Source organism: Acinetobacter lactucae (assembly GCF_001605885.1).
Lineage (GTDB): Bacteria > Pseudomonadota > Gammaproteobacteria > Pseudomonadales > Moraxellaceae > Acinetobacter > Acinetobacter lactucae.
Map to the genome: position 1 here is coordinate 24,678 of NZ_LRPE01000007.1, position 24,036 is coordinate 48,713.

The window sequence follows — 24,036 nt, forward strand, 5'->3', positions numbered from 1 at the left end:
TCATGAACTTCACAGTATCATTCTCTACGCTTATGCCTTTAACTCCGGTGATGATTGTTGCTTTGACAACAATCGTCGTCATGTTGTTAATTTCTATTAAGCGTAATCATAATTTAATCGCAACGACTTCTGTTGTTGGTTTAAACCTCGCTGCACTTTATATTTTATTTGCAGTATTTGGCGGTAAGTTTGTTCCGGCAAATGTGATGGGCATGTTTATGGTTGATCCATTTACCATGTTCTATCAATTTATGATTTTGATTGCGGCATTGGCTTGTTGTACTTTGTCTCATGCCTATATCGAAACTTATAAAGATAACCGTGAAGAGTTATACCTTTTGTTACTTGCTTCAGTAGCAGGTGCAATGTTAATGGTTGCAAGCTCTCACTATGCATCGTTCTTCATTAGCCTTGAGTTAATGTCGATTCCTGTATATGGCTTACTTGCTTATACTTATCAACGTAGTAATTCACTTGAAGCGGGTATTAAATATCTCGTACTTTCAGCAACAGCTTCTGCAATGTTGTTGATGGGTATGGCATATATCTATGCATATACTGGTTCGCTTTCATTCTATGATTCTGTACAAGCATTATTTGAAGCAATCAAACAGCCAATGGTGTTATTAGGTTTAGCACTTATTATCTTTGCTGTTGCATTTAAATTGTCGCTTGCACCGTTCCATAAATGGACACCGGATGTATATGCAGGTGCACCAGCACCAATGGCAACTTTCTTAGCAACTGCTGCTAAAGTTGCAACAATTGGTTTATTCGTGCGCTATATGCTTGCTTCGGGCGCAATGATGGTGAACTCGTTAGTAACTATTTTGACAATCATTGCTGTTTTGTCGATTTTGGTTGGTAACTTACTCGCTGTTCGTCAAGTTAACTTAAAACGTATTCTTGGTTATTCATCTATTGCTCATTTTGGTTATTTGTTAATTGCTTTAATTAGCATGACTTATGCAAGCTTGGGTAGCGTAACTGTATATGTGGTGTCTTATGTATTAACAACTATCGGTGCCTTTGGTGCGGTAGCGTTAATGTCTAGCCCATATAACAACGTAGATGAAGCACAAAGTCTTGCAGACTACCGTGGTTTGTTCTGGCGCCGTCCAGTACTTACAGCAACTTTAACAGTCATGATGTTGTCTTTGGCTGGTATTCCATTAACAGCAGGCTTCATTGGTAAGTTCTTGGTGGTAATGGCAGCTGTAACAACTCAACACTGGTTCTTAGCTGCAATGATTATTGTGGGTAGTGGTATTGGTTTGTACTATTACTTACGTGTGATGGTTGTCATGTATATGACACCACCAGAAACTCCTCGTATTGATGCGGATGCTCATTGGGGACAAAAAGTGGGTGGTTTAATGGTATTAGCTGCTGCTGCATTAGTTATTATTTTGGGTGTTTACCCAGATCCAATGATTAATTTGGCATTAAAAGCAGAAATTTTATCTCCATTACATTTCATGCTTTCACAACAGTAATTCTGGTGTACAAAAAAGCCTCCAAAACTGGAGGCTTTTTTTTATTGGGCGTTAAAAAAAGATTATAATAAATACGTTTTTATATTTTTAGGTAACATCTGTGGCCATTCAAGAAATTCGTCACCCACTTATTCGTCATAAATTAGGTTTGTTACGCCGTGCTGACATCAGTACTAAGAATTTCCGTGAGCTTGCTCAGGAAGTGACTATGTTGTTGACGTATGAAGCAACAAAAGATTTACCCGTTGTGGATTGCGAAATTGATGGATGGGCTGGAACTGTTACTACACAGCGTATTGCTGGTAAGAAAATAACGATTGTACCGATTTTACGTGCCGGAATTGGTATGTTGGATGGAGTACTTAACCTAATTCCAAGCGCAAAAGTGAGTGTTTTAGGTCTTGAGCGTAATGAGGAAACTTTAGAAGTTCGTACTTATTATAAAAAACTAGTTCCAGATGTCGCTAACCGTCTTGCGATGATTATTGACCCAATGTTAGCAACAGGTAATTCTTTAGTTGCTGCTATTGATGTGTTAAAGGCGAGTGGTTGTAAAGATATCCGTGTTATGGTGTTAGTTGCTGCTCCTGAAGGCGTTGCTAAAGTTGAAGCAGCTCATCCTGATGTGCAAATTTATACAGCATCTATTGATAATGGCTTAAATGAACAAGGTTATATTGTTCCTGGCTTGGGCGATGCTGGCGATAAAATTTTTGGTAGTGTACAAAAAGATTAATTTTTTGAAATCGCATTAAAAAGAGACTTCATTAAACCGTATAATTTTAAAAACGGAATCGTGAGTCTCTTTTTTTATTTACTGCAACGACTGGATTGGAAAAGTAGGGGAAAGATCATGAAGCAAGAGTTTTATACTGGAAGGGTAAAACAATATAACGCTGATAAAGGGTTTGGTTTTATTGAAACTACCGAAGGAGATATTTTCTTTCATATTTCTGATTTCCCTGCATCAGAGGGCGAACCGAAAAGAAATGAAAAAGTGAGATTTCTTGCCGCAGATAATCAGGGCAAATTTAAAGCGATCAAAATTGAGCGTGTTGACCCGAATCCTGCGAAAACCAAGAAAAATAAAATTGCTGATCACAATAAAGCGATCACAAGCGAATTGTTGTCAAATTTTCGACGTTAATTAATGAAAAGATCAGGTTTTAAACCTGATCTTCACAAAATTGTAAGAATGCTTTGAGGCCTGGACCCTGATACTTTTGACGGTGTACCAGCATATAAAGCGGACGGGTAAGTTGCCAGAATGGTGTATCTAAAATTACTAATTGTCCCTTTTCAATTAAAGGTTCAATGGCAAGTTTAGAAATACATGACATACCTAAACCACCAGCAACGATTTTTAAAATTGCTTCATTGTGACCTAAAGTTAGGCGAATATTCGCGTCTGGCAGATCTTGCAATATAGCATTATCAAACACTTCACGAGTTCCTGAACCTTCTTCACGTAAAATCCATTCAACTTGAAGAAAATCATGTGCTGTTAAAGGTCTATTTAAACGTGCTAATGGGTGATTTGGGGAACAGCAGACTGCAAGCTCATCATCACGCCAATGGATACATTGGAGCTGAGGTAAGTGACATGAGCCTTCAATTAAAGCTAAATCAAGTTGGAATTGATTAACTGCTTCAATCATTTGGCGTGTATTACCCACCTGTAATTGCAAATGTGCTTTAGGGTGATGTTGTAAAAAGTTTGCCATTAAATCTGGCATGAGGTAATCACTAATTGTTAAAGTGGCCCCAATACGTAAATCAATACTTTGCAACTCACCTTTTGCAGCTTGCTCAAAAGCTTCACAGCGACCTAATATTTCTAGGGCTTGTGGTAACAGAAAGCGACCTAAATCATTAAGTTGTAAGCGTTTACCTAAACGGTCAAATAGAGGAGCACCAAGGCCATCCTCTAAATCTGCTAAAGCCATACTTGCTGCACTTTGCGTCAGTCTGACCGCATCACTGGCTTTAGTGACAGTTCCTTCTTGAGCGACTGCTACAAAAACAGCCAACTGGCGTAATGTCATGCGCATGTTTAAAAAGCCTTAACGTTTAAAAGTATTCATTATTTCGGCTGTCATGCTAACATGAGCGCACTATTTCATGCCACGTTGAAATCATGTCAATTGAAAAATTTAGCGTAGAAAAAGTTTTATCTGTACACCGTTGGACCCCAACTCTTTTCAGTTTCACCATGACTCGCCCTGCACATTTTAAATTTACGGCTGGGCAATTTGCACGTATTGGGCTGAAAGTTGGAGAAGAACTTGTTGTTCGTGCTTATTCTGTAGTTTCTTCTCCATTTGATGAAACGCTTGAATTCTTTTCGATTGTGGTACCCGATGGCGCATTTACTTCAAACCTTCAACATCTAAAAGTAGATGATGAGCTTTACTTAGAAAAAATACCATATGGCTATTTGACCTTAGCTCGTTATCAACAACCTTTACCGCATGATTTATGGTTATTGGCAACAGGTACAGGTTTAGCTCCATTTTTATCGATGCTACAAGACTTTGAAACTTGGTCTAATTATCAAAAGATTAATTTGGTTTACAGTGTCCGTACTGCAGATGAATTGGCTTATGTCGATCGTATTCAAGAGATTGCTGAAACTTTTGGAGAAGGACATAACGGATTTAAATTTATTCCGATTATTACTCGAGATCCATCTGCACCATTGCATGATCGTTTGCCGATTCTGATTGAAAACGGGGAACTGGAAAAATCTGCTGGTATAGAACTGAACCCTACCACAAGCCATGTCATGCTTTGTGGAAATCCACAAATGGTGGATGACACTAAAGAGGCTTTAAAGCGCCGTGGTTTGACGATGAATCGTCGAGGTGAGGGAAATATTGCGGTAGAAAATTACTGGTAATAAATCTTATTTTGAAAGTACTTTAAAATTAATTTTATGGATATGTTTATTAGTGGACAAACATATCCATAAATTCGCGAATTTCTGCAATTGCACTATCTACATCAGTTGAAAGCCAAGTTGGCTCAAAAAGACCTGCATAATGTTCCAAACGATCTTGTGGAACCACTAGGCGAACTGGACAATCTTCTTCAAGTAAACGCCAAGGTAAAATCGGAACTTCATTGTCCAAAAAAATATTGATATTACGAATATCAACAATCATGGCATTAATGCAGTCAGGAAACGGCATAACAGAAAATTCTTCAGTACGGCGACGAAAATACTCTAAATCACCCCATTTGAGTTCATAGCTTGGTTTATTAAATTCAATAATACCAATGAGATGTTCGTCTCTCGTCTGATGTAAATAACATTGATGTGTGACGTCAGTGTCGAGATCAAGTGTTACGTTTTGCTGACGATACATCATAAAATAGAGCAGCTTTAAAATAAGGGGGCTTATTATAGCCTATTTTATAAAAAGTAAGCGCTAAAACATATTGTATTACAAATAGAACATTAAAGAAGTTCGAGCATAACTGGTCATTATTTTTATACAGCTAAATAATTTTGCATAAATTTTATACAGTTTTTATTGTTTTAATAGTAGAGTTTTGCAACTACAGACACCTTAGCATAATGCTTTTTCACACAATGCAACAAACCAAATTGCTATGATGATTATAAAGTTAATGAAAAAAGAAGAGGGGAAAGAAGATGCATGATTTTTCAAAACCACCTCATGTGACGAGTCCTGAAGAAACTGCGAAAAAAAGAAGATTGCCAGTTTACATTTTAATTATTGTTGGGCTTTTTCTTATAGCACTCATCGTCTACATGGTCGCTGATCACAGCACAACACCTAAAGAAGAAGCCGCTTTTCAACATGAGGCCATACCACATGTCATTAAGAGCACTTCAGATTTAAATATCTATAAAGGGTAAGCTAACCAGTATAGCTTGATAGAAAGCCTTTGGGACGTGACCTGAAGGCTTTTTTTGCAACCTTTTGCATCAATTTGTTGTATTTATGCAGAACTGTGTTGATTAGAAAATACTCAAAACATAAGGTGAGATAGACCGCATTTATCGTCATTTTTAACAACGAATGGTGTTTTTCATAATTGATGGCACTGAAAAGAACATAACAATTGAGGACATAACAATATGAATGAATTTTTTGATGGGCCTCGCGGCGCTCAGTTTGATGCGATGTATTACTGGGATCAGTTTCATCCTATATTAGCTGCAATCGTCATCTTACTGGTTGGCTGGATAATCGCTTTATTAGTTGCGGCAGGTGTAAAAAAACTTCTGCAAAAAGTAAATACCAATGCAAAATTATCTTCAGCAACTGGGCGTGCTCCAAACATAGAAGGTCTTATTTCAAAAGTTGTATTCTGGTTTATTTTAATTTTAGCTGTTGTCGCAGCTCTCAATGTACTTAACATTAGTGGAGTAAGTGGCCCGTTCAGCAATATGGTGAATCAGGTACTCGTCTATATTCCAAATATTATTGCTGCTGTTGTGGTGGGTTTTATTGGTTGGATCGTTGCTCGACTGGTGCGAGCGGGGGTGACCAATGTTTTATCCCGAACTCAACTCGATGATAAGTTAAGCAGTGAAGTGGGTGTAGGTGGAATTAGCCAGAATATTGGTGAAATTCTTTACTGGCTTGTATTGTTACTTTTCCTTCCGATTGTTCTTTCAATACTAGGATTAACAGGCTTACTGATTCCAGTTCAAAATATGGTAAATGATGCAGTAGCGTTCTTACCAAATATCTTTATTGCTGGTGTTATCGTTTTTGTTGGTTATATCTTGGCAAAAATTGTACGCGGTATTGTTGAAGGTTTAGTAAATAGCTTGGGTGTTCAGGCGCAAGCTGAAAAAATTGGTCTTTTTAAAAGCTCTAACGTAGGCAAATTCTTAGGTTCATTTGTTTTCGCAATCATCATTATTACAACATTGATTGTAGCGTTTGAAGCTTTAGGCATTGAGACAATTTCTCAGCCAGCAACAGCTATGCTCAATGAAATTTTGCAGGCGATTCCAAACATTATTGCTGCTGGTTTAATTCTACTGGTTGCTTATATTGTTTCTCGTTTTGTTGGTCGCTTAGTCGCTGAATTAATTGCAGGTACAGGTGTTGATGAAATTCCTGCAAAGTTAGATGTACAACGCTTTTTAGGTCAAACTAAAGTTTCTAATGCAGTTGGCTGGCTAATTGTATTCTTTACGATGCTGTTTGCGGTTTCTGAAGCTGCGGATCGTCTTGGTTTCGATCAGATTAGTAGTCTAATCGCAATGTTTATCCATTTCGGTGCAAACATTCTATTGGGCGCTGTAATTTTAGTGATTGGTTTCTGGCTTGCCAATGTTGTGGCAAATGTGGTTCAACGCGGCGAATATAATAGCTCGCGTTGGTTGGGTAGTTTAGTTCGTGTGTTAATTATTGGTCTTGTACTTGCGCTTGGTTTAAGAGCGATGGGTATTGCAGATTCAATCGTTAATCTTGCATTTGGTTTGACTCTAGGCGCCGTTGCTGTTGCTTTTGCTCTTGCATTTGGTTTAGGTGGTCGTCAACCAGCAGAAAGACTGTTGAGTGATTTGCTAGATAAAGCTAAAAAAGAAGCGAATGAACCAAATCCTCTATACCAACCACCTTCTACTACGACAACGAGCAGTCCATCTGCTGGTAGCTCATCTGCAACCACTACTTCGTCAACATCTACAGTTACACCAACGTCTACAACTTCACCATCAACGGTTTCATCTGATGCAAAACCAGCTGATTCTGCGCAAGTAAATCCAGCACAACCACCAGTAAATAAACCGTTTGGATCTACTGGAGAAAATGACGAAATTTAGTAAATAAAATCAATTTTCAGATAAACCGTACAAAAAATCTTTGATTTTTGTGATAAGTTCGACCACTCTATATTGAGTGGTCGTCCTTTTTTGGCCGTTATAAAAACAAATAAGTGAGGAAAATACGATGAAGAAACCAGGTCGTTTTTTAGCACCGATTGTCATTGCGGGAATTACTGTCGGTTTTTTGGCAAGTGCTTATAAGTTTGTATTTAACAAATCTAATTCATCAAAACAGACAACAACGCATACGCGTAATTCTGAAAATTCGTCAAATGATTCGAAAGCGTCAAATTAGCTAATTCATCATTTAAACGTATTGTGCTGCTGCATAAGCGGAAGACCAAGCCCATTGGAAGTTATAACCTCCTAAGTGGCCAGTCACATCAAGTACTTCGCCAATAAAAAACAAACCTTTTTGCTTTTTACTTTCCATGGTTTTAGAAGATACTTCAGTTGTATCAACTCCACCTAAAGTAACTTCGGCAGTACGATATCCTTCTGTACCTGATGGTTTGACGGTAAAGCCATGTAGCTGCTCAGCAATATGATCTAGCTGTGCATCACTGATATTACCAATCGCTGTTTCACTCTGCTCTGGCCAGATGAGTTGCTGTAACTCTTGAACAATACTCTTGGCAGTAAAATCACTAAGAAGGGTACGCAATAAAACTTTAGGTTGAGTTTTCTTTTTATCTTTTAAATAAGTTGCTAAATCTTGGCTTGGGAAAAAGTCAATTTTAAAATTTTCACCAGTATTCCAATAGTTTGAAAGCTGTAAAGAACTTGGACCACTCAAACCACGATGGGTAAATAATAATGCTTCAGTAAAGCTATTTTTCGAGTTACTGAGTGTCACATCTAAAGCATTACCACTTAGACGTGTAGTGACTTCTTTAATATGATCTGAAAAAGTAAATGGAACCAAACCTGCGCGAGTTGGGAAAACCTGATGTCCAAATTTTTGTGCCAGTTCATAGCCAAAACCAGAACCACCCAAAGTTGGAATGGATAAGCCACCTGTAGCTACGACTAGGGACTCACAGCTAAATCGACCTTGATTTGTGTGTACAGTAAAACCACCTTGTTCTAATGGATTAATCTGGACAGCTTCGCATTGAGTTTGAATATCCACATTGTTAGTTTTATTACATTCACTCACCAGCATTTCTAAAATTTCTTTAGAGCCATTTAGCGTGAATAACTGTCCGTGTTTTCGTTCTTCATAAGCAATTTTATAATCACATACCAAACCGATAAAGTCCCAGTTGCTATAGCGTGACAGGGCTGAAATAACAAAGTGTGGATTATGAGAAATATAGTTGTCAGGCTCTACATAAAGGTTGGTAAAGTTACATTTACCGCCGCCTGACATTAAAATCTTTTTACCAATTTTATTGGCTTTTTCTAAAATTAAAACCGAGCGACCTCGTTTAGCAGCATGTGCAGCCAACATGAGTCCAGAAGCACCTGCACCTAAGACAATGACATCAACATGACTGTTAGACATAAGAGGTTCTCGATTAATCGTGAAAATTTAAAAGGGGCATATACTATCATGCCGAGCCTTAGTCATGCTAAAGACATTTATTATGGTAGTGAACAATGCGACCTAAAAATGATAAGTTATTGATGTGATTTATTTCTTATATCTGCCTGTAAACCACCAGAATGAATTGCCAAAATACGAGTTCCTTTAGGGAAGTAATTATTTTTTATAAGATCAAACAGACCAAACACCATCTTTCCCGTATAGATCGGTTCAATTGGTAGGGCATGTTGCTCTTCAAAATTTTCTATAAATGCCAATAGTTCGGGTGAGGTTTTTGCGTAGCCGCCACAGCAGTAGGCATCTGTCAGAGACCAATTCTGTTTTTTGGTCCAATGCCGAATTTCTTGTGGTAAAAAATCACCTTTTAGAGCCGAAAATCCTAAGACTTCTTGATCTGCTGAACTTCGTTCAATAAGTCCCGAAATCGTTCCACCAGTTCCTACTGCACAGCAAATCACATCATATTGTTCTAAATCGCTTTGACTGAGAATTTCCTGACAGCCTTGAACTGCGAGTTCATTAGTCCCACCTTCGGGAATAATGAAAGTTTTAGGAAACTGCTGATGTAACTGTTGAAGATAGTTTGCATCATCTCGTAAGCGATATTCACTGCGTGAGACAAAATGTAGATGCATTCCTAAACTTTGAGCTTTTGCTAAGGTTGGATTAAGAGGTCTGTCAGCTAACTCTTCTCCACGAATAATTCCTATACTTTTTAAGCCAAAAAGATGAGCTGCATAGGCAGTCGCGGCAATATGATTTGAATAGGCCCCTCCAAAAGTCAAAATGCTTGATAAATTTTGCTGTTTTGCGGCAAGAAAATTGTATTTTAATTTGAAAAACTTATTGCCCGAAATTTGAGGATGAACTAAATCTAATCGTTTAATGTCGAGATGAACTAAAGAGGGGAGTTCAATGTGCTGGTAGGAGATGGGCTGGGCAATGTGATCAAACATTAGAAATTGAGAAAAATAATGATTGATCACATTGTAGCTTTTTAATGAGGTTTTTAAAAAGCAGTTTACGAACCTGTATCGACAGAAGTAATTACTGACATGCCAGGGCGTAAGTGTTCCATTCCTTCCTGATTTGGATCAATGGTAATACGTACCGCAATTCGTTGAACCACTTTGGTAAAGTTTCCTGTTGCATTGTCAGGTTTCAATACACTGAACTCAGAACCTGCAGCTGGTGAGATCTGCTCAACATGTCCTGTAAATTTTTTATGTTTCATGGCGTCGACTGTGAACCATGCTTTTTGACCGATTCGCATATTAGCAATTTGGGTCTCTTTGAAGTTAGCGATTACCCAAGTTTGCTGTGGAATCAGATAGAGTAATTGTGAACCTGCTGCTACATATTGCCCAACACGAGGGTTCACCTCACCAAGTTGACCATCCATTGGAGCAACAATAACACTGTAGTCTTTAGTAGTTTGCGCCTGATCTAATTGTGCTTTAGCGCTAGAAACTTGTGCTTCTAAGCCAGCTTCTGCGACCTGCGCCGTTTTAAGTGCTTCTTTGGCAACTAAAACGTTAGCCTCTGCCTGTTTAAGGGCTGCAAGATTATTTTCAGCATCTGCTGCGGCTTTATCTTGTTCAGATTTAGAGGCAGCGCCACTATTTCCTAACTGTTGATAGCGTCTAAGCTGGGCTAAAGAGAGTTCATATTGAGCTTTAACTTGTTCTACTTTAGCTTGTGCAGCCACAATATCAGCTTGTTTTTGAGCAATAGACTGTGTCTGATTGGCTAAAGTATTTTTAGCTTGCTCAACACCTGAAGCGGCTTGCGCTACTTTTTGGTCGTAAGTCGTTGCATCAATATGCATTAATACTTGACCCTTCTTAACGTAGTCAAAGTCCTTAACTAATACATCTTTAACGTAACCATTAATTTGTGACGATAAAATCGTGGTTTTACCTTTGACATAGCTATTGTCAGTTTGCTGAACACTCGTTGCGAAAGGTCCGATTCTCCATGCCCATAAAATCACTAAAATACCGACAATGAGCACAACCAGCATCCATAATAAAGTTGAACGTTTTGTCGGAATCAGTTTACTTGCAGGTGCAGGTGCAGGTGCAGGTGCAGGTGTTGGCTCGTTGGCAGGTGCCTGAGCAGGTGTTGGTTCTGGTTTGTTTTGATCATCTGACATATATCAATCTCAATTTCTATTTCATCAATAAAGAAGCTATTAAGGACGGCTAATTCCTCTGCGTTGTAGATATTTACTCCGTGCAATATTAAATCCACCCCACAAAAGTAGTGCGACAGCAAAAATACCGTTTAATGCAATAACATCATTGTAGGCACGCACTTGCGCTTCACGAGTGACTACTTGATTAAGTGAGCGCATGGATTGAGCTGTTTGTAATGCTGGGTCAGTCGTAGTAACTGATGCGCTGCGTTGATAGGTAGAGAGTCTTTGAGCGACCAGAGGGTCTGCTTGTTCTAAATCTTTAATAATTTCGGCTTGATAGTTTTGCGTCCGATGTTGTTGATAGGTCGAGAAGAACGAAGACCCGACAAGACCACCGAAAGTTTGGGTTGCAGAAAATAATACGATGAAGGTCACCACATAAGATGGACCTTTAGCAAGTGTTTGCGCAAAGCCAATTAAAAGCAATGGTCCAATAAATAGACCACCAGCAAAGCCGACTAAAAACTGACTTGCAAAGAAATTCACAGGTCGGACATCACTGGTTAAGTGATAATCTAGTCCACACGCGACTAAAATTAAAAACTCTGCAAAAAGTAAGTGGAAGATAATTCTTTCACGTGAAAAAGTAAGCGCACTAAAAAGTGTTCCGCTTAAAATCCCCACTAATATGACCACATAGAGGGGAACAAATTGGTCAGGACCCATTCCCATAGTTTTTAAGAAGTTAACCGCTGCATAACTTTGTTCTGACATTAAAAGTCGAATGGCAAAGGCACCAAAAATGAAACGTAAGGTGGAAGCGGCCCCTAACCAGCGCGTCATAATTAATGGATTGGCGCGATAATGTTCATACAGCAAACCTAAAACAACTAAGCTAAAACCTGCAATTAATACATAAGCAAGCCACTCGCTATTAAACCACCATAAAATTGGACCTTGTGTGAGCACAATACATAAACAGGCAAAGCCGGGAGCGAGTAAAGCAAAGGTGAAAAAATCTTGCTTCTCAAAAACATATATTCGTAAGCTACGTGGTAATTTCAATGAAACAACCATAGCTAAACAACAAAGTGCTAAACCAAGCTCAAAAGTGTAAAGAACAGACCAACTGTCTGTACTGACAAGAAATGGAGAAATAATCCAAGCCAATGGTACGCCGAGTTGCTGAAAGCCGAAGGCGATATATATTCCTTTTGCCATGTCTGCTTTTTTAAAAGCTTGCATGGTGTAATACATACCTAATGAGCTCAGTGGCGCGCCAGCTAAACCTGCCACAACCCGAGCGAATAGCGCCATTTCATAGGTATGCACAAAAATATGTAATACCAGAACTGCAATAAAAATCACGAGTCCTATTTCTGAAAACACTCTCAGACCATACTGTTGTCGAGCTTTAAACAAAATCAGGTTTGAGCTGACATTTGCCATAACATAGGCCGCAGGCAGCCAAGCAGCTTCGGAAGGAGTTAGTCCATACTCACCTTGGATTAAGGGTAAGTTTGCTGTAATAAAACCATTACTTAAGCTTGCTGAAAGAGCGACGAATAAACCGATAAAAAAGTAAATAAACCGCTTAGGTACAGAATGCGCAATAGCTGCTGGTGAACCAGGTAAAGTCGGTTGCTCTTCAGGCGTCCAGTCGGGTGGTGTTTCTAAATAACGAGGCGTTTTACTCATTCTATCCCTCGAATTTTTTGTATTTGAATACCATGAAATAGTAATTCAATTGCTCGTTTTGCTAAGCGAGTCTGTTCTTCTGGCTCATGTCCTTGAAATGAAGAACCTAACATTGCAGTGACCATTGCATAGTCGTCCGCAGTTAGATCGGCTCGGCACAATTTTTGTTTTATCGCATTTTCAATCAGTGGGTTAAGTGCATTATTTCGCCGTTCATAAATTTTTAACATAATTGGATCTTGTCGATCAATCACTCTCCAAAAATCTTGCAAAATTGCAAGCTTGGGAAGTTGTGCAATATGTCCTTCAATTAAACGAAATAAACCATCCTCGAATTGTTGAAAATGAGCTGCTTTTTGCTCTAGCTGTGTAATCGCACGCTCTAAAAGGGCGCTAATTAAAGCTTTGCGATCACAAAAGTTGCGGTAAAAAGTTGCTCTACCAACACCAGCGTGGTCAATTACAACTTGTAAGGGGACATTAATGCCATGGATACGAAAACATTCTTCGGCTGCATTGAGTAATTCATCCCGATTATGGGCAGCGATTTTTTGACGTTTACTCATGTCATTGATTGAGGAGTTTTAAAGGTTATATATTTAACGGACATTTTTGTCCGTTGTGAAGATATAAATTGTAAAAACATGAAAATTCAATTTTCATCATTTATATCTTCTGCATTTTTATATGTGTCATAAAAAGCTGTTAGAATACCGCGCAATTGCGTGATGCTAGGTCAATACAATGTTTGAGTCCCTTATTCCTCTTTTTTCAATTGCGATGGCATTGATGCTTGGAGCAATAAGTCCTGGGCCAAGCTTTATTTATGTTGCACAAAATTCAATTTCTAAATCACGTAAACATGGGTTGTTTACCGCTTTAGGGACGGGGACAGGCGCAGCGCTTTTTGGTCTATTAGCAGTAATGGGATTACAAGCAGTTTTATTGGCGGTACCTTCTGCTTATCTAATTTTAAAAATTGGTGGTGGGCTATATTTGCTTTGGCTGGCTTTTAAAATTATTAAACATGCTAAAGAACCAATTGCAATGGAAAACGATGGGAAATCGAAAATGACTTATAAACAGGCATATCGATATGGCTTAATTACCCAGTTAAGTAACCCGAAAATTGCAGTCGTGCTAGCAAGTGTATTTACAGCTTTACTGCCAAAAGAAATCCCAAATTATTACTATGTCGCATTGCCAGTGATTTGTTTTATGATTGATGCTGGCTGGTACTCATGTGTTGCGATGCTGCTATCTTCAGAGAAGCCTCGAAAAATGTATTTAAAGGCAAAAACAGGTGTTGATCGAGTTACTGGAAGCATTGTTACGCTATTAGGTTTAAAACTGATCTTTTTCAAGTAAATAAAGTTTAATTCAAATATCTAAAAAATAGAAAGCCGGACAATGAAAGTCAGGCTTTCTTTTGTGTAAAATATATACAAATTGAAATATCTTTTTTAGCATTTAAACACTTAAAAAGTGGTAACTTAATAAATAAAACAAAAAGAAATGAGGATCACGTTATGAAAAAACTAATGGTGAGCATTTCTGTAGTTTTTCTCATCTTAACGACTGGATGTGAGATGAGAACGATGAGCAAGCAGCAACCGGCAAATGAACGGTCCATGAGTATTGTGGGTACACCTGTTCATGAAAAAGATTATAAGATTTCTGATTTACAAACCAATAATCATGAGCTATCCAACTATTAAATTATTTCTAGGCTGCATCACTTACTTCATTTTAAATGGGGTAAGTGCATGTGAGCCTGCGTCTTTAGATTGGAAACTTTTTCAGGAAAAATATGATCTAAATCATGATGAAATGTATAGTTTAAAAGAATTTCAACGGGTTGAAGACTTTTATCCTTATAACTGGCCGAGTGATAAGCGCTTTCAAGGCGAAAATAAGCAAACGAAGCTATTCAATTATTTAGATGAAAATAAGAATGGTTATTTAACAAATGAAGAGCTAGGTAATGTTCATGTTTTATTTAAAAATCCTTGTGAAGGATGGCCATGGTCATAATTTGATATGGCTAGTTTAAAAGCATTGAAGATTCTTAAATATAAAAAAGCTCCCAATTTAGGGAGCTTTTTTTATGAACCTAGATTAAGAAACTTTATCGCCAGGTTTCGCACCGCTATCTGGTGAAATAATGAAAATACCTTCACCATTTCCGGCAGCAAGTACCATACCGTTTGAAATACCAAAACGCATTTTACGTGGTGCAAGGTTAGCAACCATCACGACCAATTTACCTTTTAGATCTTCTGGTGCATATTGGCTACGGATACCACTAAATACATTGCGTGGTTCAGCTTCACCAACGTCTAAAGTAAGTTGAAGTAACTTATCTGAACCTTCAACTGTACCTGCTTCAACAACCTGAGCAACACGTAAGTCAACTTTTAAGAAGTCTTCAATACCGATAATTTCAGCTTCACCCACTGCTGGAGTAGGCGCTGCTTTTTTCTCTGCAGATTTCTCTTTTTTTGCAGCGGCTTTTGTTGCTTGTGGAGCGGGAGTACCCAAAGACTCTTTAGAAGCATCAACCATGGCTGCAACAGCTTTCGGATCAACACGCTGCATGAGAGGTTGGAACTGCGCAATCTCATGGCTTACAAGAATTTGTTTACGCGATTCAAAATTAAAGCTGTCAAGTTTTAAGAAATCTTGAACTTGTGCAGCCAAAGTTGGTAAAACAGGCGCCAAGTACACAGCTAATTGACGGAATAAGTTGATACCAACCGAACATACATCAAGAACTTGTTGTTCTTGACCTTCTTGTTTCGCAAGTGCCCAAGGCTTTTTCTCATCAATATATTGGTTTGCACGGTCAGCTAGCGCCATAATTTCACGAATAGCCGTAGAAAATTCACGTGCTTCATATGCAGCAGCAATTGAATCACCTGCATCAATAAAACTTTGTACTAAGTCAGATTCTGCACAGTCAGCAGATAAAGTATTGTTAAAGTTGCTATTGATGAACTTCGCACAGCGGCTAGCAATATTGACAACTTTACCCACTAAGTCTGAATTTACTTTTTGAACAAAATCATCAAGGTTCAAGTCAGAGTCTTCAACTTTATCTGAAAGCTTAGAAGCAAAGTAATAGCGTAAATATTCTGGATTTAAATGCTGTAAGTAAGTCTCGGCCTTAATGAAAGTACCACGTGACTTAGACATTTTTTGACCATTTACAGTCAGGAAACCGTTTACAAACAAGCCAGTTGGGGTGCGGTAGTTCGCGCCTTCAAGCATTGCCGGCCAGAATAAAGCATGGAAATAAACAATGTCTTTACCAATGAAATGATAAACATCATTTTGGCTATCTTTTTTCCAGAAATCATCAAAGTTTAAATCTGGGCGTTTAGTTTTGATGTAGTTTTCAAAACTAGACATATAACCGATTGGGGCATCTACCCAAACATAGAAATATTTGTTTGGCGCATCTGGAATTTCAAAACCAAAATAAGGGGCATCGCGAGAAATATCCCAGTCTGCTAAACCGGCTTCAAACCATTCATCAAGTTTGTTTGCAATCGAAACTGGTAAGCGACCTTCATCACGGGTCCATTTCTGCAAATATTCAGCGAAGTTAGGAAGTTTGAAGAAGTAGTGATCTGATGATTTTTCAACTGGTGTTGCACCACTTAAAGTCGAACGAGGGTTAAGTAACTCGGTCGCATTATAAGTTGTACCGCAGACTTCACATGAGTCGCCGTATTGATCTTCTGACTTACATTTTGGGCATGTACCCTTAATGAAACGGTCGGATAAGAACATACCTTTTTCTGGGTCAAATAATTGAGTTACAGGACGAACTGCAATATTTCCAGCTTCACGGTTTTTAATATAGATATCTGTTGAACGTGCTTTGTTGGCATCGCTATGTGTAGAATCGTAATGATCGAAATGTACGCCAAAACCATCAAAATCACGGATATGTTCTTTTTGAACATTGGCAATTTGTTCTTCTGGGCTAATACCATTTGCTTCGGCACGTAGCATAATTGCTGTACCGTGAGCATCATCCGCACATACATAAGTCACATCATGACCCATTGCTCGCATGGCACGAACCCAGATATCTGCCTGGATGTAACCGAGTAAATGACCCATATGAATTGGACCATTAGCATAAGGGAGGGCATTAGTGACTAAAATTTTACGCACGGATTTCATTCTCTCATTCGTATTTATAAGGTGGAAGATTTTAACTGATGCAGGGAGATAAGCAAAGATTAATAATCTTGGGCTTGGCGTAAGAGGATTCTATGAAAATGAATTTTAGTCATTGATAGTTTCCTTTAGAACAGATAAACAAATCAAAAAATATTTGAATCATCCTGTATTGTCTTTGTTTCAAATTGCAGTTACGGTCAGAAAATAAGCCATAACGATGTATAACTAATAACTTATTCAGGTAATTTTTTAATTAGCTATGAGGATAACAACGATGACTACTGAAAATAAATTAGACGAATTAAAGGCAAAAGCGGCTGATGCAAAAGTACAAGGTGAAAAAGCTTTGGACGATTTAAAAGAAAATGTAAAAGAGAAACAAGCTGCTGGTAAAGAAGCAGTTGAAGAGAAAGTAGACCAATTAAAGGCAAAAGCAGCTGATGCAAAAGTACAAGGTGAAAAAGCTTTGGACGATTTAAAGGAAAATGTAAAAGAGAAACAAGCGTCTGGTAAAGAGGCTGTTGAAGATAAAGCAACTGATTTAAAAGGCAAACTTGAGGATGCTCAGCATACTCTACAAGACAAGTTCGATCATTTACGTACTGAGGCAAGCCATAAACTTGATGATGCCAAAGTTAAAGCTGCGGAACTAAAGCAAGAAGCTGCTACAAAATTTGATGAGTTAAAAACTCAAGCAACAGCAAAATTTGACGAGTTAAAGAAAACAGCAACTGATAAGTTAAATAAATTAAAAAATCATGATTCTGCTGAATAAGCTGATCTAAACTAAAATCTGCACTCCTCACCTAAAAGATGAGATTGTAAGTGAGTAATTATTCATCCCAAGGTGAGCGAGTGCGGACCAATACTGTTACACTATCTCCATTAAGCTGTAATGATCTGTTTTTGGAGTAAACAATATGTCTTGGCTTTCTTCATTAAAGTCCGTTTTTTCACCCGCACAAGAAGTGAAAGAAGATGAAATCCAAACCGTACTCCAGAATTATTTATTACCGCATTCAAAAGATGCTCTAAAAGAGCGCATTAGTCAGCTTCAAGTTCAAGGTCGTGTATTACAACTTACGATTAATACATTTCCAGATGAAAAAGAGCATTTGCAGCAAATTCATGATGATTTAGCGAGTGCATTAGAAAAGTGCGGTATTGAAGAACTTAACCTGCATGTGGTTCAACAAAAACGCCCTACACCAGAAAATTCAAATTTACCTCCTGTGCTGGATGCTTCACCTAAATCAGAACCAGATCCAAATAATCCACCGATTCAAAAAGCCGCTCCGCAACAAAGAGAGGTTCCACTTCACCCTCGTATTAAAAATGTCATTTTAGTTTCATCTGGGAAAGGCGGTGTTGGTAAATCGACAACTACAGTCAATTTAGCACTTGCCTTGCAAAAAATGGGACTTAAGGTTGGGGTATTAGATGCTGATATTTACGGCCCAAGTATTCCGACCATGCTAGGTAACGCTGGTAAAACTCCTCTTATTGAAAGTGAAAATTTTGTACCTTTAGATGCTTATGGTATGGCTGTACTTTCTATTGGACATTTAACTGGTGATAACAACACACCTGTTGCATGGCGTGGACCAAAGGCAACAGGCGCTCTAATGCAATTGTTTAATCAAACGCTTTGGCCAGATTTAGATGTACTTATGATTGATATGCCACCGGGTACTGGTGATATTCAGCTTACACTTGCTCAGCGTATTCCTGTTACAGGTTCAATCATTGTGACTACTCCACAAAATGTTGCTTTGCTAGATGCCACTAAAGGAATTGAGTTATTTAATAAAGTTGGTATTCCAGTATTAGGTGTCGTTGAGAACATGTCGACCCATATTTGTTCGAACTGTGGGCATGAAGAGCAAATTTTTGGTATTGGTGGTGGTGAGAAGCTCTCCGAGCAATACCATATTCCATTATTAGGTCGGTTGCCTCTAAATGCTCAAATACGTGAACATGCTGATCAGGGTAAACCGAGTGTTGTAGCAATGGATGATGCGGCTGATAGCTATATTGAGATTGCTAAAGCAGTCTGGCAGCAGATTGAAAAAATCCCTCAACGCACACGTGATGATAAGCGTATTTTCTAATTTATTAAAACCCGGCTTTAAGTCGGGTTTTTTATCATCTGATTAAAATAAAAAATTAAATTACTGAATCCTAATAACAAAGCTGAACTTGAAATTGGCATGTAGATTGCTACCTTACACTTTTTAAAAAGAAAGGTTAAAAAATGCAATTTAAGTATAGTTTGGGCGTAATCAGTTTATGTAGCGCTTTATTTTTAGTGGGATGTAATGATGACAACTCATCCGTTTCACAAACACCAACAGTTCAGGAACAAAAACAGAAGTTACAGCCAATTATTATTCAGGGTGCTTTACCCGTAGAGTCGGAAAGAATGGCTTCAAAGTTAGAGAATAAGACTGTTGAAAAAGTTGGTGGGTGGACCTTCTGGAAAGGAACCTATAACGGCTATCCAATGATTATTTCTAAAACCCGCATGGGTATGAGTAACTCGGCTGCCGCAACAGCTTTAGCGATTGAACGTTATAAACCGATTGCGATCATTAATCAGGGAACATCAGGTGGACACGACCCAGATCTACATGTCTACGATATTGTTTTAGGAAAATATACAACCAATATTGGTGCATTTAGAACACCTAAACAGCCAGTAGGTGGTGGTTCAGACTCACTCACCTGGGTTGAGGCTTTCGATGTTTTACCAACAGATGAATCTGACCCAGAACCGATTGCAATACGCAAATTTGAAGGTGACCAAGAGTTGTTAATGGCGGCACATAAAGTTCGTTATGATAAAGGCGAAGTAGTTGAAGGAACGATTGGTTCAGCAGATGTTTGGAATAACGAACTTGATCGTATTCAATTTTTCCATCAGCGTTATGGTACTTCTGTTGAGGAAATGGAAGCAGCATCAGTTGCACAAATCGCAAGCCAGTTTAATGTTCCGTTTTTAGGCATTCGAATCTTATCCAATAATATTACCAATAATGGAGCTTATGACCCAGGTACGGGAGAGGCTTGTCAAGAGTATGTGCTTAATGTGGCTGAAGAGTATATGAAATCAAAACTGCCAAAATAATGATTTAAACTTATGCAAGAAGAGAGGAACCTTTATAAAACCTCTTCTTGCTTCTTTTGACGATGTCTACTTTTCCAGTTTTTAATGACCATCCAGCGCCAGAAAATTTCTGTGCATATATATAAAATGACGGCAAATACAAAAGCTTCTACAACAAGACCTGTCATTAAGATTTTCGCAAGACTAAAGTCAATGTGTCCATGCCCGAAATGAGTAATCCAGCGCGAAATTTGGTGCAATACACCTAGCAACATTTCTTTATTGATCATATGCACATGAAAAATGTGTGCACCGAACCAAAAACCAATATATAAAATAGGAACTAATGTAATAGGATTACTTAGCCAAGCCAGCATTAAGCTAATGGGTAAATTTACTTCAAATAGTAAGACCGCCATCACAATAAATACGCTGTGAAAAGGGATAGGCAGTAAACCAAAAAAAGTTCCGACAAAAACAGCACGAGTAATTGATTTTCGATTGACGTACCAAAGCACAGGATTCAGGGTCTTTTTACCAAAAATCCTTAGAAATTTCATATTTGAAACTTTCTCGGGGGAGGGAAGCCAAGATTGAAAAAAATGCTTTGCCATAATCATTAAGGGTATTAGAGCGCGATGCTCTATATAAAAAATCAGAAATAATATAAGAATCGAAACTTATTAAAAGCTTAAAATTTAAACTTACCATTGCTATATATTTTTTATTATAAAGACTTTTGATGGAAAAATAGACTTAAAATAAAAATACTTATGTTACTTAATGCGTAATCTATTTGAAAAGCATCACAACTGACCGTAAAGTTTTCTTCTCTATTTTTTGAAATAATTTTATAAATATTTGTTTTTATAAATTTTATTGAGAGGATAAAAATAATTTTAAAAATTTTGTCTTACAATTACCTTTTGCCTTGTAACAGGATATCTATTAATCTGAGATGACTATATTATGAGGTCATTCAATGATTTCATGGCTTTTTATTGGCTTAGTAGCCACAATTTTACTTACTCCTGGTCCAACCAATACACTACTCGCTTCTTCAGGCGTGCAAGTGGGCTTAAGGAAATCAGTAAAACTTATTCCAGCAGAAGTTTTGGGCTATGTGATCTCTATTTCTGCATGGGGAATGCTGATTGGGAAAGTGTCTAACACACTGCCAATGCTGCCGCCTATTCTAAAGCTATTGAGTGCTTGCTATATTATTTTCTTGGCCATTAAGTTATGGCATACGGCGAATCAAGAAGTTGAATTAAATCAGCCGACGATACGTGCTCGTGAGTTATTTTGCGCCACTTTATTAAACCCAAAAGCCTTACTCTTTGCCTCAGCAATTTTCCCGGTAGCTGCGTGGAGTAATTTTCATATTTATTTAATTCATATGATTGCTTATTTAGCGCTTATTACACCAATTGCGTTGTTATGGATTTTCTTGGGATCGGTTTTAGCTTCTAAAAAAGTAGGTTGGCTAAATCAAACTAACTTGCAAAAAACCGCTTCACTTGTCTTGGTCAGCTTTTCAATTCCAATTAGTTATTCTGCTTTACTTAACCTTTAAATGTACCGCCGAGCTATTCTTATTTGTTTGAGTAGCTTTGTGTTGTTTTCATAATTGGTTTTTTAAGTTAAAGTACGTCGCAATCAATGAATTTACCTTTTGGATAGAAAATACATGGCCATTAAGTCTGATCGTTGGATTCGCGAAATGAGCGAAAAACACGGCATGATTGAACCTTATGCAGAGAATCAAGTCCGTTTTGATAAAAATGGTGAAAAGTTGATTTCCTACGGGGTCTCTAGCTATGGTTATGATGTACGCTGTGCCCGTGAGTTCAAGGTTTTTACAAACGTACATTCTGCAATTGTCGATCCGAAGAATTTTGATGACAAAAGTTTTATCGATATTGAGTCTGACGTTTGTATTATTCCGCCAAACTCATTTGCTCTAGCACGTACAATTGAATATTTCCGTATTCCTCGCAATGTGTTGACTGTTTGTCTAGGCAAGTCGACCTATGCTCGCTGCGGTATTATTGTAAATGTGACTCCCTTAGAACCTGAATGGGAAGGTCACGTTACGTTAGAATTCTCAAATACCACTAACTTACCTGCACGTATTTATGCTGGGGAAGGCGTAGCACAAATGCTATTCTTTGAAAGTGATGAAGTGTGTGAAACATCTTATAAAGATCGTGGTGGTAAATACCAAGGCCAAACAGGTGTTACACTTCCTAAAACATAATTTTCTTAGCTGAATAATAGTTTTAATATGATGGGTCACTTAGGTGGCCCAATTTTATAAATAAAATTTTTGTGAAAAGCGTTTATCGGAATTATGATAAACGACAGTTTCCTTTTGTAAAAAATGATATAAAATGATCAATGATGGATTTGTTTTTTGCTCTGCATCACAGAATTTAAAAGCAAATGTGGTTGATATAGGCGCTCTTTGATAATGTTTAGTTAAATACATGATCAAATGTAGATAGGCCAAATAAAAAGAAATTAAACAGGATTATGCCCCCACGGATACGGAGGTCGGCCATGCGACAGTTTACGTCTCTTCGAGTAGCACTTTTGACACTCGGAAGCTTATGCTTTTCTTCAGCTTATGCTGCTTCGACATTAGTTCCTATGTCAGATGCTGAATTATCAGCGACCCGTGGCCAAGCCTTGATGAGTATGTCATATGTTGCGCCTACCGATTCTGCAAACTTAGAAAAACTACGTGACAGTAATAGTAATGTAGGCTTTTATAAATTAGGCCTAGATGCTGATTTAGAATTGAACGCGAATATTAAAAAGTTACAGCTTGGCTGTGGTGGGGCTAACGGTGCAGGTGCTTGTGATATTGATATTGATAACTTAAGTCTAAGCGGCATTTCAGATACTAACGATGGCCGTGCGAGTTCTTCGGCAAAATTAACCAATCCATTTATTGAGTTTGCGATTAAAAACCCTAACAGTGCATCGACTCGTGAAGTAGCGGGGGTGAGATTAAGTGCCGAATCTATTCAGGGCCTACTTACTTTTGGTTCGGAAAATACGACTACAAAAAATGGTATTAACTCTTTTAGTGGTTATATGGTAACTCAAGCGACTGGAGGAACTGTTAGTACTTTACAAGCAGTGTCAGGACAAGCTGGCTTAACTCAGACAAATTTAGGCACAGCAATTACGGGGAAAGTAAAAAGCACGACAGGGTTAGTCACCGCAGATTTCCAGACAACAAGCTATGATTTAGGTTTAAGTAGTGCATCTGGTAGTTTATTTTTACCTTCCCAGGTTATTTCTGGAAAACGTATTACCACAGCTAATCTAACTGGTACCGCTGTAGTTAGTGGAATTAATTTATCGGGACCTATTCAAGCAAATGCCCAAGCATGGGGGGCTATCCCGCTTACTATTAGTGGGAATCTATCAGGGACAATTAATAATCTAGGTGTAAATGTAGCAGTTAATGAGGACTTAGGATATTTCCATAAAGTTAATTTGAATGGGACTGCGGCCTCTCTTTCCTTACAAGGACAAAATTTACAATGGACAGGAGCAAAATCAGTTTCTCAGGCTGGTTGGTGGTTAGAACTCTCAAATCCAATTGATATTGGTGACGTGACCCCACAATCACAGGTCAAAATTACAGACGATGTTGTCAAAGCAACTTTAGGTAAAGTGAGTCAGTATTTAACGGCTAATCCAATTGAATGTGGGATTCTTGCTACTTCTTGCTTATTGGGAGATATCAATGTTCAATCAGTTGATTTAACAGGTCAATATGTTCCTATGAATTTGACGAATTTGGTCTTAAAAAACCAAAGTTTTGCTCCGAACTGTTATGGTAGCCTAAAGTTCTGCTAACTTGAAAAGAAAGTAGCTATTGCTATTTTACATTCATCGGAAAAGTAAATTTTTACATGCTTTTTTTTGCATTTGTGCAAATATTCCGCATAATAGAAATGTGGAAAGGTTGGCAATATCTTTTAGATTTGCCTCTTTGTCTAAGGTGAAAAGGATAGCTTC

25 protein-coding genes are annotated in these 24,036 nt (G+C 38.0%); 16 read left to right on the forward strand and 9 right to left on the reverse strand.

The window, feature by feature from the left end; translation table 11 throughout:
* The first annotated feature begins 2 nt into the window (after positions 1-2).
* The 3 genes from nuoN to AWW73_RS03155 all read left to right on the forward strand — a co-directional run bounded on the left by nuoN (position 3) and on the right by AWW73_RS03155 (position 2,643).
* On the forward strand, positions 3-1,496 hold the full coding sequence (nuoN, locus tag AWW73_RS03145) for an NADH-quinone oxidoreductase subunit NuoN (protein WP_016144453.1): 1,494 nt from the start codon (positions 3-5) through the stop codon (positions 1,494-1,496).
* A 100-nt stretch (positions 1,497-1,596) separates the two neighbouring features.
* The gene (upp, locus tag AWW73_RS03150) at positions 1,597-2,232 is read left to right on the forward strand and encodes a uracil phosphoribosyltransferase (RefSeq protein WP_002120045.1); all 636 of its coding nucleotides are present in this window, start codon (positions 1,597-1,599) and stop codon (positions 2,230-2,232) included.
* A gap of 117 nt (positions 2,233-2,349) precedes the next feature.
* The gene (locus AWW73_RS03155) at positions 2,350-2,643 is read left to right on the forward strand and encodes a cold shock domain-containing protein (RefSeq protein ID WP_016144454.1); all 294 of its coding nucleotides are present in this window, start codon (positions 2,350-2,352) and stop codon (positions 2,641-2,643) included.
* A 19-nt stretch (positions 2,644-2,662) separates the two neighbouring features.
* On the opposite strand, the gene gigC is transcribed toward AWW73_RS03155, so the two are convergent.
* Positions 2,663-3,547 (reverse strand): LysR family transcriptional regulator GigC, encoded by an 885-nt coding sequence (gigC, locus tag AWW73_RS03160; protein ID WP_009393857.1) that lies wholly within the window; start codon positions 3,545-3,547, stop codon positions 2,663-2,665.
* Between the two features lie 86 nt (positions 3,548-3,633).
* Here gigC and AWW73_RS03165 point away from each other — a divergent pair, with 86 nt between their 5' ends.
* Complete coding sequence (locus AWW73_RS03165; protein WP_016144455.1) at positions 3,634-4,395, forward strand: ferredoxin--NADP reductase; 762 nt, start codon at positions 3,634-3,636, stop codon at positions 4,393-4,395.
* 49 nt (positions 4,396-4,444) lie between these two features.
* Here the strand turns inward: AWW73_RS03165 and AWW73_RS03170 are convergent, their stop codons facing one another.
* The gene (locus tag AWW73_RS03170; RefSeq protein WP_171067949.1) at positions 4,445-4,864 is read right to left on the reverse strand and encodes a hypothetical protein; all 420 of its coding nucleotides are present in this window, start codon (positions 4,862-4,864) and stop codon (positions 4,445-4,447) included.
* 290 nt (positions 4,865-5,154) lie between these two features.
* Here AWW73_RS03170 and AWW73_RS03175 point away from each other — a divergent pair, with 290 nt between their 5' ends.
* The 3 genes from AWW73_RS03175 (at position 5,155) to AWW73_RS18360 (ending at position 7,606) form a co-directional block, all read left to right on the forward strand.
* Positions 5,155-5,382, forward strand: coding sequence for a hypothetical protein (locus tag AWW73_RS03175; RefSeq protein ID WP_031947475.1), 228 nt, complete (start codon positions 5,155-5,157; stop codon positions 5,380-5,382).
* Between the two features lie 222 nt (positions 5,383-5,604).
* Positions 5,605-7,308 (forward strand): mechanosensitive ion channel, encoded by a 1,704-nt coding sequence (locus tag AWW73_RS03180; protein WP_062848712.1) that lies wholly within the window; start codon positions 5,605-5,607, stop codon positions 7,306-7,308.
* A gap of 127 nt (positions 7,309-7,435) precedes the next feature.
* The gene (locus AWW73_RS18360; RefSeq protein WP_016142085.1) at positions 7,436-7,606 is read left to right on the forward strand and encodes a hypothetical protein; all 171 of its coding nucleotides are present in this window, start codon (positions 7,436-7,438) and stop codon (positions 7,604-7,606) included.
* A gap of 12 nt (positions 7,607-7,618) precedes the next feature.
* On the opposite strand, the gene AWW73_RS03185 is transcribed toward AWW73_RS18360, so the two are convergent.
* From AWW73_RS03185 to AWW73_RS03205, 5 genes are all read right to left on the reverse strand, one after another.
* Positions 7,619-8,818, reverse strand: coding sequence for a BaiN/RdsA family NAD(P)/FAD-dependent oxidoreductase (locus AWW73_RS03185; RefSeq protein ID WP_062848713.1), 1,200 nt, complete (start codon positions 8,816-8,818; stop codon positions 7,619-7,621).
* A 116-nt stretch (positions 8,819-8,934) separates the two neighbouring features.
* Positions 8,935-9,816 carry a 1-aminocyclopropane-1-carboxylate deaminase/D-cysteine desulfhydrase gene (locus tag AWW73_RS03190; protein ID WP_057106578.1) on the reverse strand — a complete coding sequence of 294 codons (882 nt, stop codon included), beginning with the start codon at positions 9,814-9,816 and terminating at the stop codon, positions 8,935-8,937.
* A gap of 65 nt (positions 9,817-9,881) precedes the next feature.
* The gene (locus AWW73_RS03195; protein ID WP_062848714.1) at positions 9,882-11,015 is read right to left on the reverse strand and encodes an HlyD family secretion protein; all 1,134 of its coding nucleotides are present in this window, start codon (positions 11,013-11,015) and stop codon (positions 9,882-9,884) included.
* Between the two features lie 39 nt (positions 11,016-11,054).
* Positions 11,055-12,698 carry an MFS transporter gene (locus AWW73_RS03200; RefSeq protein WP_057106576.1) on the reverse strand — a complete coding sequence of 548 codons (1,644 nt, stop codon included), beginning with the start codon at positions 12,696-12,698 and terminating at the stop codon, positions 11,055-11,057.
* Positions 12,695-13,264, reverse strand: coding sequence for a TetR/AcrR family transcriptional regulator (locus tag AWW73_RS03205; RefSeq protein ID WP_061874909.1), 570 nt, complete (start codon positions 13,262-13,264; stop codon positions 12,695-12,697). The genes AWW73_RS03200 and AWW73_RS03205 overlap by 4 nt, the downstream gene beginning before the upstream one ends.
* 178 nt (positions 13,265-13,442) lie before the next feature.
* On the opposite strand from AWW73_RS03205, the gene AWW73_RS03210 reads away from it, so the two are divergent.
* The 3 genes from AWW73_RS03210 (at position 13,443) to AWW73_RS03220 (ending at position 14,732) form a co-directional block, all read left to right on the forward strand.
* Positions 13,443-14,066 (forward strand): LysE family translocator, encoded by a 624-nt coding sequence (locus tag AWW73_RS03210; protein ID WP_031947482.1) that lies wholly within the window; start codon positions 13,443-13,445, stop codon positions 14,064-14,066.
* A 161-nt stretch (positions 14,067-14,227) separates the two neighbouring features.
* Complete coding sequence (locus tag AWW73_RS19060; protein WP_057106574.1) at positions 14,228-14,416, forward strand: NF038215 family lipoprotein; 189 nt, start codon at positions 14,228-14,230, stop codon at positions 14,414-14,416.
* Positions 14,397-14,732: an EF-hand domain-containing protein gene (locus AWW73_RS03220; protein ID WP_062848715.1), complete on the forward strand. Its 336-nt coding sequence runs from the start codon at positions 14,397-14,399 to the stop codon at positions 14,730-14,732. The genes AWW73_RS19060 and AWW73_RS03220 overlap by 20 nt, the downstream gene beginning before the upstream one ends.
* A gap of 84 nt (positions 14,733-14,816) precedes the next feature.
* Here the strand turns inward: AWW73_RS03220 and metG are convergent, their stop codons facing one another.
* Positions 14,817-16,883 carry a methionine--tRNA ligase gene (gene metG, locus AWW73_RS03225; protein WP_062848757.1) on the reverse strand — a complete coding sequence of 689 codons (2,067 nt, stop codon included), beginning with the start codon at positions 16,881-16,883 and terminating at the stop codon, positions 14,817-14,819.
* A 283-nt stretch (positions 16,884-17,166) separates the two neighbouring features.
* On the opposite strand from metG, the gene AWW73_RS03230 reads away from it, so the two are divergent.
* The 3 genes from AWW73_RS03230 (at position 17,167) to AWW73_RS03240 (ending at position 20,019) form a co-directional block, all read left to right on the forward strand.
* Positions 17,167-17,667 carry a hypothetical protein gene (locus AWW73_RS03230; protein WP_062848716.1) on the forward strand — a complete coding sequence of 167 codons (501 nt, stop codon included), beginning with the start codon at positions 17,167-17,169 and terminating at the stop codon, positions 17,665-17,667.
* A 145-nt stretch (positions 17,668-17,812) separates the two neighbouring features.
* On the forward strand, positions 17,813-19,003 hold the full coding sequence (apbC, locus tag AWW73_RS03235; protein WP_062848717.1) for an iron-sulfur cluster carrier protein ApbC: 1,191 nt from the start codon (positions 17,813-17,815) through the stop codon (positions 19,001-19,003).
* A 143-nt stretch (positions 19,004-19,146) separates the two neighbouring features.
* Positions 19,147-20,019, forward strand: coding sequence for a 5'-methylthioadenosine/S-adenosylhomocysteine nucleosidase (locus AWW73_RS03240; RefSeq protein ID WP_062848718.1), 873 nt, complete (start codon positions 19,147-19,149; stop codon positions 20,017-20,019).
* A gap of 32 nt (positions 20,020-20,051) precedes the next feature.
* Here the strand turns inward: AWW73_RS03240 and AWW73_RS03245 are convergent, their stop codons facing one another.
* Positions 20,052-20,618, reverse strand: coding sequence for a DUF2062 domain-containing protein (locus tag AWW73_RS03245; RefSeq protein WP_081409472.1), 567 nt, complete (start codon positions 20,616-20,618; stop codon positions 20,052-20,054).
* Between the two features lie 362 nt (positions 20,619-20,980).
* Here AWW73_RS03245 and AWW73_RS03250 point away from each other — a divergent pair, with 362 nt between their 5' ends.
* From AWW73_RS03250 to AWW73_RS03260, 3 genes are all read left to right on the forward strand, one after another.
* A complete protein-coding gene (locus AWW73_RS03250) occupies positions 20,981-21,574 on the forward strand; it encodes a LysE family translocator (RefSeq protein WP_062848719.1) in 594 nt (197 codons plus the stop codon).
* 114 nt (positions 21,575-21,688) lie between these two features.
* Positions 21,689-22,258 carry a dCTP deaminase gene (dcd, locus tag AWW73_RS03255; RefSeq protein ID WP_002120290.1) on the forward strand — a complete coding sequence of 190 codons (570 nt, stop codon included), beginning with the start codon at positions 21,689-21,691 and terminating at the stop codon, positions 22,256-22,258.
* A 302-nt stretch (positions 22,259-22,560) separates the two neighbouring features.
* Positions 22,561-23,874 (forward strand): hypothetical protein, encoded by a 1,314-nt coding sequence (locus AWW73_RS03260; protein ID WP_062848720.1) that lies wholly within the window; start codon positions 22,561-22,563, stop codon positions 23,872-23,874.
* Positions 23,875-24,036: the final 162 nt, after the last annotated feature.